We start from the raw sequence: 16,985 nt of genomic DNA on the forward strand, positions 1-16,985 counted from the left end.
TGAAATGTTAGAAATTACTTCAACTCCATTGGTATTAATTGCAATTTTGGGCACTGTTGGAATTCTTCTTCCAATAATCAGCATCGCAAGAAAAGAACAAGGCTCAAACTCATTTTATGCAATCATCGCATTTGCAGCATTAATTGTATCCATGGGATATGTTGGATACCAATTTTATGCAGAAAATATTGCCTCTTCTGCATTATTCTCAGAAGACGTAATTGTAGATGACGCGTTTGGAGGATTCTTTGCAATTGCAATGCTTATCGTTGCCATCTTCACAACTGTTGGATCTTTTAATTATATGCGAAAGCATAATTCTCCTGCAGTTTACTATTCACTAATTCTACTGGCAACTATTGGTATGGTGCTAGTTGCATATTCTACTGATTTGATAATGTTATTTGTTGCATGGGAACTGATGAGTATTCCAACATACATCTTGGTCGGATATATGAAAAAGAATCCAAGTTCTAATGAAGCAGCTCTAAAGTATTTCCTCTTTGGTGCATTATCTTCTGCAATCATCGTTTACGGAATTTCAATTTCTTATGGATTAACAGGTTCTACAAATATTGGGGAAGTCATTCAAGGCTATTCCACACTTGATCCTTCAATGTTGCCACTTGCATTGCTTTCTGTTGGAATGTTTATTGCAGGATTTGGATTCAAAATGGGACTTGTGCCATTTCATCAATGGCTTCCAGATACTTACGAGGGAGCTCCACCTACAATCACAGCACTGTTAGCTGCTGCAACCAAGAAAGCAGGATTTGCTGCAACTATTAGAATTGTTGTTCTTGGAATGGTTGTTTTGAATCTTGATTGGACTTTGGCTCTTGGAATTATTGCAGTAATGACGATGACTATTGGAAACGTTGCTGCAATTATGCAAAAGAACATTTCCAGAATGTTGGCATATTCTAGTATAGCACATGCAGGATACATTTTGATTGGACTTGCAGTTGCACCACACAGTTCTCTTGGTTTACAAGGTTCTCTATATCAGATCATGAATCATGCAGTAATGAAAGGTGCTGCATTTATTGCAGTTACGGGTATTGTCACAACACTTGCAGTCACACATATTGACAAATTGCAGGGACTTGGAAGACGAATGCCTATCACTGCACTAGGATTAGTTATTGCATTATTTGCTTTAGCAGGAATTCCTCCACTTTCAGGATTTTGGAGTAAATTGATGTTATTTGGCAGTGCTCTTGATGCTAGTTCTGCAATATGGTGGGCACCTTGGCTTGCAATTGCAGGTGTTCTTAACAGTGCATTATCACTTGCTTACTATGGTTGGATTACAAGAAAGATGTACTTTGAAGGGGAAACCGAAAAGAGAGTTGCAGAACCAAAATCAATTATAGCTGTCATGATTTTCTCAACAATCTTCTTGGTAGGATTCGGTGTATATCCAGAACCGTTGATTAAATTTGTAGAGTTTGCAACTCCGGTAATTAGTTTAGGTCTTATGCCTTAAATGAAGTAAATTTAATTAAATTATCTAAATTAATTTTTGCTTCATTGTCTGGAATATTTCTTAATGCTGATCTTGCTTTTTCTGAATATTCTTTTAACAATTCTTCCATTTTATTAAATACGTCTCTGGGATCAGAACTTTTCTTAATTAGTAAATTAAATAATTTGTCTTCATTTTTCCAATCTAGCAAATCATCTCTAATTTGATATGCAATTCCTAGATTTTTTCCATATTCAGTTAATGCTTCAATTTGCTCTTCAGTCCCATTTGCAATAATTGCACCAATCCTGGATGCAACTTGAAATGCAACTGCTGTTTTGTATTCAATTACTTTTAGATAATCATCAAATGTTACATCCTCGTTATTTTCTAATCTGCCTTCTATCATTTCCCCCTCACTCATTAGCATGGCAGTAGTGGCCAAATCTTTTGTAATTCTAGCATTATCTAATCTGGATGATATTGCAAGAATCAATCCTAAAACAAAATCTCCTGTTAGCACACTTGTGTTGTATCCATATTTGACATGGAATGGCTGCTTTTGCCTTCTCATGGTCTCATCATCAATGATATCATCATGAATGATTGACTCCATATGTAAAAATTCAACAGCACATGATGCTGAGAGTACGTTTTCATCTATTTTGCCCACACTTTCAGCTGCCAAATTCAAAATAATGGGCCTAATTCGTTTACCGCCCTCTAAGGAATATTTTAGAGGTTCAATAAATTCAGATTCCGAATAAATTGAGAGTTCATCATCCAATGCTTGATTAATTCGCTGAATGTATTTTCCATAAGTTTCAAGTAGAGGATTTATCTCGATATTTTTCCTGTCCAAGATGAGCCTAAAGAAAAAACTTTACCATAAGTAAATAAATCTTGGTGCTCCAGCCGGGATTTGAACCCGGGATCTTTGCCTTGAAAGGGCAAAATGCTTGACCGGTCTACACCACTGGAACCCATGAAAATTATTTTTTATGACCATAAAATCTTTTGTAAACAACAAAGATTTTTTTATTGGCGATATTGGAGATGTGATATGAACATAATTAAGAAAATTGATGAAATGATTGAAGAAAGAAGTTTACTAAAACACCCATTTTACCAAATGTGGTCTGATGGAAAATTAACACAGGAATCTCTGGCAGGTTATTCAAAAGAATATTTTCAACTTGTAAAAGCAGTCCCTTCCTTTATGGCTCCCATTATTGAAAAATCTCCTGAATCTGTGGTTAAAGAGTTAGTAGAAAACCAACAAGAAGAATCTGATCATATTAAACCCTGGATTGCATTTGCTGGCGAACTTGGAATATCTGAAGATGAATTGACCTCATATTCTGGAACACCTAAGACCCAGAAAGCAGTATCTGACTTGAATAAATTGATGGATACTTTTGATGGTGGGGCCTGTGCCATGTATGCTTTTGAAAAAGAAATTCCTAAAATTAGCCAAACTAAACTTGAAGGCTTGGCAGAATTTTATGGCATAACCAACAATGAAGCTACAGAATACTTCAAACTTCACACAGAAGCTGACATTAGACATGCAGCATCTTGGAGAAACATTTTGGAGAAATCTTCAGTTGATTCTAGCAACTTGATTGAAATTGCTGATAAATCAATTTCAGCACAAAATTTGTTGCTTGATAGTTGTTACGAAGAATACTGTTAATCTCATAACATTTTAAACCTGAGAAAAAATTCCTTTGCTTAGGGCCCGTAACTCAGCTTGGTAGAGTAACCGGCTCATAACCGGTGAGCCAAGGGATCGAAGCCCTTCGGGCCCATACCATTCAAGCTCCTTTATTTGGTCCCATGATCATAAAGGAGGTACAATGACTAGTACTGATTACTCTTTAGAGGATTTATCTGACATTTCTCCCTATGAGAATTACATTACTGCAATCAGGGATGTAACAACTCGAAAAAAATACGCAGGACAACTTGAAATGTTCCTCAACCCAAAGTATGATTGGGAAAAATCACAACAGAAAAGAAAATTACTTTCAGAGAAAAAATTTATTGTACTAGTAAATGGTTTTGCAGAATTAATAAGGAAAGATCCTCACGCAGGCAAAAACAAAATCAAACGTTACGTCATGAGTCTAAAACAGCAAATTGATAACAAAACACTAAATCCAAACACTGCACGAAACAGACTCAAACCAATCAAGACTCTGTTACGTGCAAATGAGATTGACTTTTCCTGGTATCTTATAGATAGAATGATGCCAAAGGAATCAAAAAGCGGAGACAGAGCATACACAAGAGCTGAAATCCAAAAGATGATCATTCATTGTGAGGATATCACAGATAAGGTAATCATTACTGCTTTTTCATGTGCAGGATTCAGATTAGAGGCCTGGAACTATTTTACATGGAGTGATGTTGTGTTTTTCAAAAATGAGGATAATACCTACAAGGGTGGAGCACTGCGAATTTACCATGGAGATGCTGAAGAATATTGGACTCATATCACACCTGAATTTTGCAAATTACTAGACTTGTACAAGGTGTACTGGAAGAGTAAGTTCTTTGCAGACCCGTTACCTTCTGATCCTTTATTGGCCCAAGAAAGATTACCGTATCCTGCCCGTCTAAAATCCGGTGGGGTCTCAAGAAGAGTAAGAAAAGTAGTTGATCACCTGGGGTTGAGAAATGAGATGATTCCGGGAAAGCAGAGATATGTAGTACAACTAGACCACGGATTCAGAAAATATTTCAATACCATGTTGAGACGTGCCAAAGTTGATTTTGCTGACAAAGAAGACATGATGGGTCACAAGGTAGCCCTAGAATCAAGTTATGAGAGGTACGAGGAGGCAGATTTTGAGCGATTTGCAGAATATCAAAAGGCAATCCCTTTCTTGACAATATCTGATGAGGAGAGACAAAAAATAAAGATTGAGACTCTGGAATCAAAACAAAAGGATATTGAAAATCTACAAGAAAATATGGAAAAAATAATCGCAGAGAAAATGAATCAATATTCTTCCAAATTTATCAAGGATTTTGAGAAAATCATGGATAAAAGCATGAAACGCTCTAGTTTAACGTTGGAGAAAAATGATTTGAAATTGCTCAAAGAAATGTCAGAAGATGATGAGGAATTTGAGAAAATGAAATCAGTTTACAATATTCAGCAAAATAATCCAGTGACGGAGGGAAAAGATGCCTGAAAGAACAGAAAACTACCAGCCAAAATCAGTGATTTGGAGAGAAGTAGATTATGCAAAACACATACAACAATCCCTTGGTGTTTTGGATTTTGACACAAGTTTTGACAACCAGTTTCAAAAATGGAAACTGATGATACAGTTTATTGATGATGTCTCAGAAGCAATCAGACAAGAAATTATTCCATTAAAATCAAAAAATAGACTTGATTTGATACCTGACAAGTTAGCAATTGATAAGATGGATAAGATTTGGAATGGTCAGACATATTTACGAGTGAGAAGAAATCATGAAGGTACAAAAGTACTTGGCAAAGAACTTTTTTACGAAAAACCAGATCCGATTTTTCAACTAAAAGACAAGAAAGGCATAGTGATTGACACCTTTGAAACAGAAATAATCCCAATGCCAAAATTAAAAAACATGATTCCAGTTGGTAGGATTGATTCTGATACTTGGGGTATTCGAATCAGAGAGACTATGCCACTCAAGTATGCATTTGAGGGAGCAACCTATGCAACTGTAATCACTGATGGAAATTTCATTCATCACCTTCCTGATGGAGCAATACCAAAGTTTGAAGAAATAGATATGAATTCTTTGATTAAAAGAACCCCTATCTTGCATAGATCAATTTACGACAAAATCATGGAGATTCTTCCGATGCACTTTAACATGAATTACCATGTTTTTGCTGCTAATGCACATAAGATAATGCAATGGATGGAAGAAGAGAAAAAAAACGGGATTTATGGCAAGAATTTGGAAAGTGATTCAACATCAAGTAATGATGTGATTTGAAATTGCTTAGGCTTAGAAAAAACACTGTCAACAGATCAATAAATAAAAAGATTATCAACATAAATGAACAAAACCTTACTGGTATTCTGGGAGTTAGAGGTTCAGGAAAAAGTTTGTTGGGGGAAGCGTTACTTGAAAGATATTTTGACTATGGGTTTACTTGCCTTGATTTATGGTCAGCACCAAACATGGAAGGCTGTTTCTGGATTTTTGCAAAAGACGGTCACAAGAAAAGAATTCCTATAACGATTCTAGCACCAGAATCATTTATCATACCTGAAACACAAATAGACAAATTTAATGGAACATTTATCCATGTGCGAGAACCACTTGTAGAGTTTGTAAAACTACCATCACCAACAAAAAAGAATGAGTCTGAAGCAAATGAACAGATATTAGAAATTCTAACAGAGACAATCCTACACTGTAGAGAACACAGAAGAATACTGGTTTTCAATCCCTATATGTTTCCAAATGAAACTGAAATGTTTAGGATTTTAGAAATTTTAATGAGGAACATGATTACAATATCGAATAATTATTTTCATTCATTAAAACCAGAACAGGTTGGTAAAACTTCAAAGGAGCAAATGACAAACAGGGAGAGAAATTATCACAGAATGTGTTTTTTAATGAGGGAGTTTGGAGAAGTTGCACCCGCAAGGCTGAAGGGCGACAAATCCGGTGAATCCACACTAATCAAAAAGGCACTACTAAAATTTGTTAGATTGGCAAGACATGCAAACATTGATGGCATAATTGACTATCAAAATGCAAGTGATGCCGATTCTTCTATCAGAAATCAAATTGATACCTGGCTGATAAAAACATGGACACCAGAACTTGGAGGTGAAAATTTCAAATGGGTTTTCAGACATATCAAAGAAAGAAGGGATAAAATTTTTGATGAAGCTGGTTTTAATGATGAATCTTTTCAATGGGCAGATTCTTCATATCCACCAATAGAAAAGCTGTCCAACACTTGGTTTTATGCAGTAAAGCGTGGCGATTCACCAAAGTTAAAACGGGTTCCGGAATTACATATCAGACACAAAGAACCAGATGATAAATGGTGGGCAATAACCGGTATTCCAATACAATTTGATAAAAAGTTGAAAATGAAAACATTAGCGTCACCAACAAAAAAATCTGCAAACTATGATGAAAAATTTTTGTATAATACAATAGTTGAACTAAAATCAAGAAAAGGTAAGGAGAAACTAAAGTGGAATGATATAATCAAAGTTTTGTCAGAGATGCAAGAAAACGGAGATCTGATCTACAGATTATCATTTAATGGCATGGAAAGTAATACAATATCTAGTATTTTTAGCAGATTAAAGACAAAGTTCAATGAAAAGTGATGAGAACAATTCTTGGATTTAGGCACAAATAACTGCCGTACCTATTGTCGTAAACTGTCGTAAACCAAAAATTGTAGGCATAAAATACAACAAAACGACAAAAACACTATGATGTTTTTTGTCGTGTTGTAGTGTTGGAATTTAATTTGCAAAAATTTTTTGCATAACAATAAAAAATTAAGCTATGATTAGTACCAATTACACACATGTTAATGGAGTTTTGAACCCATATGAAAAATCTCTATGAGAGAACTAATCATCATTGAATTTTTCTAAACTCAAGTATTCAATAACTCTATAAACAATTAATTTTCTAATTATATTATGAAAGACAAAATTGGTGGATGGCCATACACAGTAACAAAATCCGGTGGAAAAACTGTACTTCACTTTTATCCAAAAGGAGATGACCTCAAACATCCAGACACTCCAAAGTTTACACTGGCTTTAGACAAAGAAGATTTGAAAAAACTTGTAAAACTCAGTTAACTGCGATCTGTAATCTCTTTAATCAAAGTTATTTAGGAGATTTTTTTAATTATATTCATGGGGTATGCAGAAGCTCGTGAAGAATACAAGAAAAAACATGGCAAATCATTGAAAAATTCCTGGATTGCTCATGTGTTAGGAGATTTTGGCAAGACCACTCGTAAATCACCATCTCGAAAAGGAGAATACAAGTATCCATGTCCTGCAGATGTTCGACCAAATCTTGTAAAGATCCTAAAAGACCTTAAAATGGTATAAAAATAAAGTACACTTCCAATTAATAATTATAAACTTCCAAATGTTTTTAATAGACTTCCATTTTACCTAGATTGTGGTTAGGGGTTCAGACAATCTAGATACAGCTTATAGTTTTGATGCCTTACAGGGAATACAGGCAGGACGAAATTTCTATGTTGCAATGTGTCCACTAAAAATAATTCCAAAATTATTCATATTCAATGAAGAGGAATTGCCACCTCAATTTAGAGCCCAGAGAATTTTACGGGATTCAAGAATTCCATCGATGGCCACTTACATTGTAAATAATCCTAAAGAGTATGTCTTTTCATCATTAACTGCATCAGTTGATGGTGCAATGAAATTTATCCCAGACCCATCAGTTGGTTCTGATGGGAAAATTGGCCGACTGCACATCTCTATGGAATCACGTTTACTAATTAATGATGGACAACATAGACGTAAAGCAATTGAAGAAGCACTCAAAATAAAACCTGAACTTGGAAATGAATCAATCTCTGTTGTATTTTTCTCAGACAGAGGATTAAAGCGCAGTCAGCAAATGTTTGCAGATTTGAATAAACATGCAGTAAAGCCTACAAAGTCTTTGGGAATTTTATATGATCACAGAGATGAATTTTCACAGTTTATTGTAAAGATGGTAAATGACTTGGATGTATTTCATAATAGAACAGAAATGGAAAAGACTAGTATTTCTAATCGTTCAACAAAATTCTTTACATTAAATGGAATTTCAGATGCAACTAAACTTTTGTTAAAACTTAAAACGAAAACAATTCCGCCAGAAAGCCAACAATTAGCTGCCGAATTTTGGAATACTGTTTCTAAAAATATTCCTGAATGGAATTTACTTTTGGATAAAAAAGTATCACCATTTGAGTTACGTAGTGAATTTGTCCACTCTCACACTAATATTCTAAATGCATTGGGAATGGTAGGGCATGTTCTTACTGGTAAATATCCTGATTCATGGAAAGACAAACTAAAAGGATTGCAAAAAATTGATTGGGCTCGAGATAGCTCACTATGGCAGGGTAAAATTATTCTTGATGGAAGAATGATGAAGCAAAAGGCAGGAATCCAAAAAGCAGCTGATGTGATTTTAGAAAAATGTGGTTCTAGTGTAACCCTTGATGAATTTGCAAAAAGTGAGGCTAAATGACTGTAGATTCTGTCTTTAAAACCCGCACTCTAAAGGAAATCTACGAGGAAGTACGAGAAGTATATCTTTCCGATAATAGGCCCTGGATACTTGGATTCTCTGGAGGAAAAGATTCTACTTGTATGGTTCAATTAATTTGGAATGCATTAACAGAGTTACCTGAAGAGAAAAGACAAAAGGAAATCTATATCATTTCATCAGATACACTAGTTGAATCTCCAAAGATTGTAGAGCAAATAACTGCTACTTTGGATATCATGGAAAAGTCTGCAAAAGAGCAAGGCTTGCCAATATCTACGAATTTGGTTAGACCTGAAATCAAAGATTCTTTTTGGGTATGTCTCTTAGGTCGTGGATATCCGGCACCATCAAATAATTTTAGATGGTGTACAGATAGATTGAAAATTAAAAATGCTGATAAATTCATCAACGACAAAGTTTCTGAATATGGTGAAGCAATTGTTGTTTTAGGTACAAGAAAAGATGAAAGTGGCTCACGTGCACAATTGATGAATTTGTATGAGATAAAGGGAAGTTGTTTGTCTCGCCATTCTAAATTTGCACAAACATATGTCTATCCTCCATTACGGGATTTTATCACTGAAGATGTTTGGAATTATCTATTACAAAACAAAAACCCTTGGGGAGGCAACAATCGTGATTTACTAGCACTATATCAAAATGCTGATGCAGCTGAATGTCCTCTTGTAGTTGACTCTAGCACTCCATCATGTGGTAATTCACGATTTGGTTGTTGGGTTTGTACTGTAGTTGAGAAAGACAAATCTATGGAGAATCTAATTGATTCAGGCGAAGATTGGATGCTTCCATTATTGGAATTACGTCAAGAGTTAAAAGATACACAAGACCCAGAAAAAAAATTAGAGATTAGGGATTTTAAAAGACGCGATGGTCATGTGATGTTTTACACAGATGGAACAGAGAAGATCACACCTGGTCCATACAAGATTGATTTTAGAAAACAATTTCTCATAAAATTACTAGAGGCTCAAAATAAGATAAGAAAAGACGGTCCAGACCCCAAAATGAGCCTAATTCTAGAGGAAGAATTGCACGAAATTCAAAACATTTGGAGAATGGAACAAGGAGATTGGGAAAATTCAGTTTATCAAATTTATGAAAATGTTGCAGGAGAAAAAATATCTCCAGTTCAAGAGGACCTTGGAGGATTTAGCAAAGTAGAGCAGGAAATTTTAGAGGAGGTTTGTGATAAAAACAATGTTCCAAAATTACTAGTGTCAAGATTACTACATGCAGAATTTGATTCACAAGGAATGACTAGACACTCTAAGATTTATCCAAAAATTGGAAAAATACTATCTGAAGAATGGCGCGGATTTGAAGAGTTAGAAAACATCAAAAAAGAACTCAAAGAGAAAAAAGAAGAAAAGAGGAAATACAATAATGCATCTAACTAAAGTTACTCTAAAAAATTATGGCGTATATAGAGACAAAGTTGAATTTGATTTAACAACAACTTATGAAAAACCTGTTGTACTAATTGGCGGAACAAATGGTGCTGGAAAAACAACCTTGTTTGAATCAATTTTGATTGGATTTTATGGTCAATCCTATTTTGATAAAAAAAATACACGAAAAGAATATGAAAAATTTCTTGGAAATAAAATTCACAGATATTTAGGGACTACTGCAGCAGCTGCTGATTCCACATCCATAATAATTGATTTTAAATTTTATCACAATGGTGTAATTGATGATTACACAGTAGATAGAACATGGCACAATGATGATGGTCGAATTTTAGAGGAATTAAAAATCAAAAAGAATGGACAAAGACTAGATTCAGTCGAGGAGTCCCAATGGCAATCATTTATTGAAGAATTAATTCCAAAGGGAATCTCCAAGCTGTTCTTCTTTGATGGTGAAAAAATTGTAAAGATGGCAGAAGATCAAGATGAGGAAATACAAATAAAATCTTCTTTTGATTCTTTACTTGGTCTAGATATTGTAGAGCAGCTTCATTCAGATTTACGTGTACATATTATGAGAAACATGAAAGAGGATGCAAAATCAATTCAAATTCAACATGACCAATACCTGAAAGAACGAGATGAGATATTAGAAGAGACAGGCCGATTCCAAGGCAAAATTGCAAGTAAACAGGGTGAACTAGATGAAATTTCAAAAGAAATTGATACACTTGAGGCTCAAATATCTAAAATTGGCGGCGGATTTGCCTCAAAAAGAGAAGACCTCAAGGCAAAAAAATCCTTTTTAGAAATGAAAAAAAACTCGCTTGAACATGATCTGAGAAACATGCTTAATGGCTCATTGCCATTTGCTCTCATCCCAAAACAGATCAAATCATTGCAATCTCAAATTAAAAAAGATGAGCAAATTCTCAAAAAACAATTTGAAAAAGATATTCTTGATGAAAAGTTAGATGAAATTAATGGAATTTTAAATTCTAAAACTCTTTGGAGGGGAATTCCTGATGAATCAAAAATCAAAGACATTTTGATTTCAAAATTCTCTAAATTATTTGATTCAGAAAAAATTTTAAAATCCGATATGACTAGCATGTTTAATTTATCTTCTTTAGAATCATCTAATGTTTTGAATTTATTTGATGAACTAGACACAATTAATGTTCCCAATCTGAAGAAATCTTCTCTAGAATATCACAAAGTGTCTGATCAATTAGAACAAGTGGATATTGCTTTAGTTAATGCACCAAAAGATGATGAAATAGGACCGTTAATTTCAAAATTAAATAAATTACATGAAAATCAAGGAATCCTGAAAAATGAAATTGAGCATCTGGAACAACAAGTAACTACAAAGAACACATATTTGAAAATGATTAATGTAAAAATTCGAAATATAATTGCAGATAAATACAAGGATAAAAATGCCGGAACCCAGGCAGAACTTGCAACCAAAGTTCAAAAAGTGTTAGATGAGTATATTGAAAAACTCAAAGTAAAGAAATTGCAATTACTTGAAGTTTATCTTTTAGACGAGTTGCAAAGATTACTACACAAAGAAAACCTCATCACCAAAGTTACAGTGGATAAAGACACATTTGATATCACATTATATGATAAAGATGGAAATTCCATTCCAAAAGATTTGTTATCTAAAGGAGAACAGCAAATGTTTGCAACGGGCGTATTGCTTGCATTGGCCAAAACTTCTGGCAAGCCTTTACCATTCATGATTGACACTCCACTTGCTAGATTAGATATGAGCCATCGTGATAATATGATTGAAAAATTCTTCCCATATGCATCGCACCAAGTAGTGATATTTTCAACTGATTCTGAAATTGATGAGAAGTATTATTCAAAAATGAAACCATACATTTCACGCTCATATGCAATGGAGTATTTGCCCAGCAAGGGCAAAACCCTGCAACATGAAGGCTATTTCTGGGATGAAAATGGAGTTAAAAAAATTGCAGTTTAGTCGATACAGATTCAGCTATAGGACTCAGAGCCTTTTAGGCATGTTAAAAAATAGAACCGGACTTGGCATCAATGTTTTAGCAAGGTATGCTATTTGTTTATCATTAAAAGACCCCTCAATTCCAAATCCTGATGAATTTGATGAAAAAGGAATGGAACTAGTTCCAAGTATTTTGTTTGGGGAGCATGAAAATATCTACATGGCATTAATGCTTGATAGACTGCACAGAGACAAACTAGACCCTGAAACATACTTGCACAAAATGACTCGAGCTCATTTTAATCGTGGAGCAGCAGCACTATTTCCTAGAATTCAAGATTTATCTGATTTTAGTGATATTATCCAACAAGAGAGAAAATGAGTGACATTAAATTTCCAATTTATCTGGACCATCATGCAACAACTCCTGTAGACCCTAGAGTGTTGGAGGAGATGCTTCCATACTTTACTGAAAAGTTTGGTAATGCATCCAGTCTTGACCATCCATTTGGATATGAAGCATCAGTAGCAGTTGAGAATGCACGAGAGATAATAGCAAATGCAATTGGTGCACGACATGATGAGATTGTGTTTACTTCTGGTGCTACAGAGTCGGATAATATTGCGTTAATTGGAACAATGAGTAAGTATGCGGATAGAGGAAATCATTTAATCACATGTGTTACAGAACACAAGGCAGTTTTAGATACAGTACGTCACTTAGAGAGTTTGGGGAAAAAAGTTACGTACTTGCCAGTAAATAAATACGGTGAAATTGATTTAGTACAATTAGAGAATGCGATTATTCCCGAAACAGTAATGATTAGTATCATGGCTGCAAACAATGAGATTGGAACAATTGCAGACGTTGCAGCCATTGGAAAAATAGCACATGATCATGATGTAATTTTTCATACTGATGCCGCGCAAGCAGTAGGTCATATTCCAATGAATGTTAATTCAATGAATATTGATTTGATGTCATTTTCTGCTCATAAAATGTATGGTCCAAAAGGAATTGGTGCTTTGTATGTAAGAGGAGTAAAACCTAGAGTAAAGCCTGATGGGTTGTTTCATGGTGGAGGACAAGAGAGAAATATTCGTTCAGGGACTCTAAACGTACCTGGAATTGTAGGGTTTGGTAAAGCAATGGAGATTTCTCAAAAAGAGATAGATTCAGAGAACAAGAAATTCAAAGAATGGTCTGATTTAATGTTAAAAGAATTTGAGAAAATTGGAGGAAAATTAAATGGACATCCTTCAAAGCGATTATCATATAATCTGAATGTATCTTTTTCAGGAATAGAGAGTAAAGCCATCATTAATTCTGTATCTAAAGAGATTGCAATTTCTGCTGGTTCTGCATGTACTACTCAAATTGTAGAGTCATCACATGTGTTATTGGCATTAGGTTTGAATGACAATGCCACTCATGAGGCAATTAGAATTGGAATTGGACGATTCACCACTTTAGATGAAATTCAATTCACTGTGGAAAAAATTTCTTCAATAGTACAATCTCTTGAGAAAATAAGTGTTTGAATTGCCCTAAATCTTTTAAATTACTGAAATGTTAATTTCATACATGACTGAATTTAAAGAAAAAACCTTTGAGGAAACAAATAGGTTAGTAACTGAACTTTTTGAAAAATATGGAGATGTAAAAATTATTGCAAAACAATTAGGTATTTCAACATCCATGGCAAAGAAAATTATTAAATTTTCAAGATTACCCAAATTAATAAAAGAAAATTTAGATTCTATTAACATAAATCAAAAAGTTGCCATTGACTGTGCAATACGTTCTGCAGATGCACTTGCATGGTCTAAAGATAGTGGAGTACCTGAAGAAAAAGTGTTTGAATTAGCAAAAGCATATTCTGCAGCTGATCAAGATCTGATTATAGATACTATTCCCGTACATGAAATTCGTCTGGTTTTAGAACCTTCCATGCTGAAAAAAATAGAATCTCTATGTAAAGAAAATGCTATGAGCGCTGAAGAATTCGCTATGTCTCTCATAGAAGAAGGATTAGACCACTTTGGTGAACTTGAAAAAATAGATGCGTTTTGGAAGGGTCATCTTTCAGATGAGGGTGGAATTATAGGTGATGCATATGAATTTGAAGGTAATTCTTTTGAGATTATCGTTATAGGTGACAATAAAGGAATTTATAAAAATGATAAAAAAATGAAAAAAACTGAATATGATCAATTGCCTAGTATTTTTAAAATGACTTTAAGGTTAGAGCCTGAATTTGATTAATTACTGTTAAAAAATGATGTTTGATGTTCAAAAACTTCCAAATTCAATTTACAGATAGAAGTAATGTAAAAAGTAAACTTCGAAAATTACAATTTGATGACAAAGTAACATTTGATTTAACAATTACCGCATTTGAATTACTATCAAAAATCAAAGAAAGTAAACTATCAATTATTTCTTCGATAAAATCAAACAAAGAAATTGAATTGTATGCTCATCAAATTTTTGCAGCAATGAAGGTAAAAAATGAATTTGGAGGCTCAGCGATATTAGCTGATGAGGTGGGTCTTGGAAAAACCATGGAAGCTGGAATAATTTTAAAGGAATTTCTAATTTCGGGTCTTGCAAAAAGTGTTTTGATATTAGTTCCACCTTCTCTTGTTTACCAATGGCAAGATGAATTACAATCAAAATTCAATCTCAACTTTACACAGAAAGATGATCTTAATTTCAAAGATCCTGCTAGTCATGCATTATTGATATTTTCACATAGTTCTGCCACATCTCCTGCAAAAAAAGAACTTTTGACAAAACGAAATTGGGATATGGTAATTGTGGATGAAGCTCATAGTATGAAAAATGCATCTACCCAAAAGCATCAATTACTAAAAGAATTACCAAGAAAATTTACTCTGTTTCTTTCTGCAACACCTATCCAAAACAATCTCTCAGAATTGTATAATTTAGTTGAATTGCTAAAACCTGGAACTTTTGGTACTCTGTCTGAGTTTAAAACTAGATATGCAGATGACCGTCAAATGCGTAGAGTTAATCCTTTTTTTAAAGAAGAATTACAGAAAAAATTATCAAAAATAATTATTAGAACAACAAGACAGCAAGTAAAAAAATACATTTCTTTTACTGATAGAATTGCATATACCAAGATCCTCAAACCTACAAATGATGAACGAGATTTGTATGATAGAATTACAAACAAAGTTCATGAATATTATGATTCAGGATATGATGTTCTGTATCTTATGGTAATTCAGAGATTAATATCTAGTAGCAATGAATCAACTAAGCAAGCTTTGTTCAAGATGAGAAAATCAGAGCTGTTCAATGAAGATGATTATACGGAATTAATGAAAATTGCAAATAGGATAAAAATAGATAGCAAAGCAAGTGATCTTTTGGATGTAATTAAAGCAGACAAAGATTCTAAATTTTTGATTTTTGCAGAGTATCATGTAACTCAAGACTATTTGTCTAGAGTAATGACTGAAAATGGATACTCTGTAACTTTGTTTAATGGAAAAATGAATCTTATTGAACGCGCAGAATCTGTTGAAAAATTTAGAAATAAATCACAAATAATGATTTCAACTGGAGCAGGTGGTGAAGGACAAAATTTTCAATTTTGTCATAATGTTGTAAATTATGATCTTCCTTGGAATCCAATGAGAGTAGAACAAAGAGTTGGTAGAGTTCATAGGATAGGCCAAAAAAAGGATGTGAACATATACAATTATGCATACGAGCACACCATTGACGCATACATTTTACAACTGCTTTACACAAAAATCAAATTATTTACCATGGCAATTGGACAACTTGATTTGTTGTTTGAGGATGTCACTGATGAAAAAACAGGTACACATTTTTTTAAAGAATACATGACTGCAAAAAATGAAAAAGAATTAAAAAATAAATTTTCAGCACTCGGAGATGATTTTAAAAATAGAAAACAAAACCTAACTACTGCAGTAGAGCAATTTAATCAAGAAGTTTTTGAGAATTTTTCACTGTCTCCAATTGAGGGTGTAAATGTCTCAGATTGAAAATCAAGTAATTTCACTTGTTTTAGGATATTTTTCTAAAATTAATGCTAATGTTATAGAAAAAAATGGATTGTTTGATGTTGAAATTCCTCAAGAATATTCAAAAATGTTTGGAACAACCAAATTAAAAATTACTTTTGATCCGAAACTTTCAGATTCTGATGATTATGTACTGGTATCTCCAGGTAGTAATATTCTACTATCTATTTTAAACAAATGCATTGATTTTGGCCCTGTCATAACTACCAAATTAAATTCAAATAAATATAATTCAAATATCATAAGATTTTATTTTTATGTAATTTTTGAATCAATAAATTCCAAAACAAAATTAATTCATGTAGATGTCAATGTAAATAACAAAAAAATTATAATGATTGATGATTCTGAAATAAATTGGAATTATAGTAATGTAAATATGAAAATTCGACCTGAAATTATTGATGATTGTTATGTTGAATCCATAATATATTTAGAACACAATTTATTGAAATCCGATATAATTAATTTTAAAAACGATATGTTGCATCTCAAACAAGAAGAATTGGACAATGTTACTTTAGAGTATAAAAAACGTAACAAGGAAATTCAAGACAAATTTACTATTTTAAGAAGTAAGGGCGAATCTGGAATTGCACTTGAAAATCTTATCGATGAAAATGAAACCACCCATAATGAAGAAATTAACATCCGAGAAAATTTAGACAAAAAATATGCTATTGTGATCGATTTTGCCCTAATTGCATCTGTGATTATTTAGCCTAAA

16 protein-coding genes and 2 tRNA genes are annotated in these 16,985 nt (G+C 33.4%); 16 read left to right on the top strand and 2 right to left on the bottom strand.

The features are described 5' to 3' along the window. Positions 1-4 precede the first annotated feature (4 nt). Entirely contained in the window at positions 5-1,489 is a 1,485-nt protein-coding gene (locus ACW9XH_RS07880) for an NADH-quinone oxidoreductase subunit N (RefSeq protein WP_457760110.1), read from the top strand. On the opposite strand, the gene ACW9XH_RS07885 is transcribed toward ACW9XH_RS07880, so the two are convergent. Continuing rightward, positions 1,479-2,330 carry a polyprenyl synthetase family protein gene (locus tag ACW9XH_RS07885; RefSeq protein WP_457760111.1) on the bottom strand — a complete coding sequence of 284 codons (852 nt, stop codon included), beginning with the start codon at positions 2,328-2,330 and terminating at the stop codon, positions 1,479-1,481. The genes ACW9XH_RS07880 and ACW9XH_RS07885 overlap by 11 nt on opposite strands. A gap of 42 nt (positions 2,331-2,372) precedes the next feature. Next, a tRNA-Glu gene (locus tag ACW9XH_RS07890) sits at positions 2,373-2,451 on the bottom strand. A gap of 80 nt (positions 2,452-2,531) precedes the next feature. Here ACW9XH_RS07890 and ACW9XH_RS07895 point away from each other — a divergent pair. The 15 genes from ACW9XH_RS07895 (at position 2,532) to ACW9XH_RS07965 (ending at position 16,979) form a co-directional block, all read left to right on the top strand. Next, positions 2,532-3,164 (top strand): TenA family transcriptional regulator, encoded by a 633-nt coding sequence (locus tag ACW9XH_RS07895; protein ID WP_457760112.1) that lies wholly within the window; start codon positions 2,532-2,534, stop codon positions 3,162-3,164. A gap of 41 nt (positions 3,165-3,205) precedes the next feature. After that, positions 3,206-3,279: transfer RNA gene (locus ACW9XH_RS07900), tRNA-Ile, on the top strand. A 48-nt stretch (positions 3,280-3,327) separates the two neighbouring features. Next, positions 3,328-4,671, top strand: coding sequence for a tyrosine-type recombinase/integrase (locus ACW9XH_RS07905; protein ID WP_457760113.1), 1,344 nt, complete (start codon positions 3,328-3,330; stop codon positions 4,669-4,671). Continuing rightward, on the top strand, positions 4,664-5,470 hold the full coding sequence (locus ACW9XH_RS07910; RefSeq protein ID WP_457760114.1) for a hypothetical protein: 807 nt from the start codon (positions 4,664-4,666) through the stop codon (positions 5,468-5,470). Before ACW9XH_RS07905 ends, ACW9XH_RS07910 begins: the two co-directional genes overlap by 8 nt. Positions 5,471-5,472: 2 nt before the next feature. Beyond that, complete coding sequence (locus ACW9XH_RS07915) at positions 5,473-6,834, top strand: hypothetical protein (RefSeq protein ID WP_457760115.1); 1,362 nt, start codon at positions 5,473-5,475, stop codon at positions 6,832-6,834. Positions 6,835-7,158: 324 nt separating this feature from the next. Next, positions 7,159-7,323 (top strand): hypothetical protein, encoded by a 165-nt coding sequence (locus ACW9XH_RS07920; protein ID WP_457760116.1) that lies wholly within the window; start codon positions 7,159-7,161, stop codon positions 7,321-7,323. Positions 7,324-7,380: 57 nt separating this feature from the next. Beyond that, positions 7,381-7,581 carry a hypothetical protein gene (locus ACW9XH_RS07925; RefSeq protein WP_457760117.1) on the top strand — a complete coding sequence of 67 codons (201 nt, stop codon included), beginning with the start codon at positions 7,381-7,383 and terminating at the stop codon, positions 7,579-7,581. 73 nt (positions 7,582-7,654) lie between these two features. After that, the gene (gene dndB / locus ACW9XH_RS07930; protein ID WP_457760118.1) at positions 7,655-8,743 is read left to right on the top strand and encodes a DNA sulfur modification protein DndB; all 1,089 of its coding nucleotides are present in this window, start codon (positions 7,655-7,657) and stop codon (positions 8,741-8,743) included. Then, positions 8,740-10,182 (top strand): DNA phosphorothioation system sulfurtransferase DndC, encoded by a 1,443-nt coding sequence (dndC, locus tag ACW9XH_RS07935; RefSeq protein WP_457760119.1) that lies wholly within the window; start codon positions 8,740-8,742, stop codon positions 10,180-10,182. The genes dndB and dndC overlap by 4 nt, the downstream gene beginning before the upstream one ends. After that, positions 10,169-12,193 carry a DNA sulfur modification protein DndD gene (dndD, locus tag ACW9XH_RS07940; protein WP_457760120.1) on the top strand — a complete coding sequence of 675 codons (2,025 nt, stop codon included), beginning with the start codon at positions 10,169-10,171 and terminating at the stop codon, positions 12,191-12,193. The genes dndC and dndD overlap by 14 nt, the downstream gene beginning before the upstream one ends. Next, the gene (locus tag ACW9XH_RS07945; protein WP_457760121.1) at positions 12,168-12,554 is read left to right on the top strand and encodes a DndE family protein; all 387 of its coding nucleotides are present in this window, start codon (positions 12,168-12,170) and stop codon (positions 12,552-12,554) included. The genes dndD and ACW9XH_RS07945 overlap by 26 nt, the downstream gene beginning before the upstream one ends. After that, on the top strand, positions 12,551-13,714 hold the full coding sequence (locus tag ACW9XH_RS07950; protein WP_457760122.1) for a cysteine desulfurase family protein: 1,164 nt from the start codon (positions 12,551-12,553) through the stop codon (positions 13,712-13,714). Before ACW9XH_RS07945 ends, ACW9XH_RS07950 begins: the two co-directional genes overlap by 4 nt. A 43-nt stretch (positions 13,715-13,757) precedes the next feature. After that, positions 13,758-14,438, top strand: coding sequence for a hypothetical protein (locus tag ACW9XH_RS07955; RefSeq protein WP_457760123.1), 681 nt, complete (start codon positions 13,758-13,760; stop codon positions 14,436-14,438). Between the two features lie 23 nt (positions 14,439-14,461). Next, on the top strand, positions 14,462-16,219 hold the full coding sequence (locus ACW9XH_RS07960; RefSeq protein ID WP_457760124.1) for a DEAD/DEAH box helicase: 1,758 nt from the start codon (positions 14,462-14,464) through the stop codon (positions 16,217-16,219). Next, positions 16,206-16,979 (top strand): hypothetical protein, encoded by a 774-nt coding sequence (locus ACW9XH_RS07965; protein WP_457760125.1) that lies wholly within the window; start codon positions 16,206-16,208, stop codon positions 16,977-16,979. Before ACW9XH_RS07960 ends, ACW9XH_RS07965 begins: the two co-directional genes overlap by 14 nt. Positions 16,980-16,985 lie beyond the last annotated feature (6 nt).

The organism is Candidatus Nitrosopumilus sp. bin_32a (assembly GCF_054095935.1).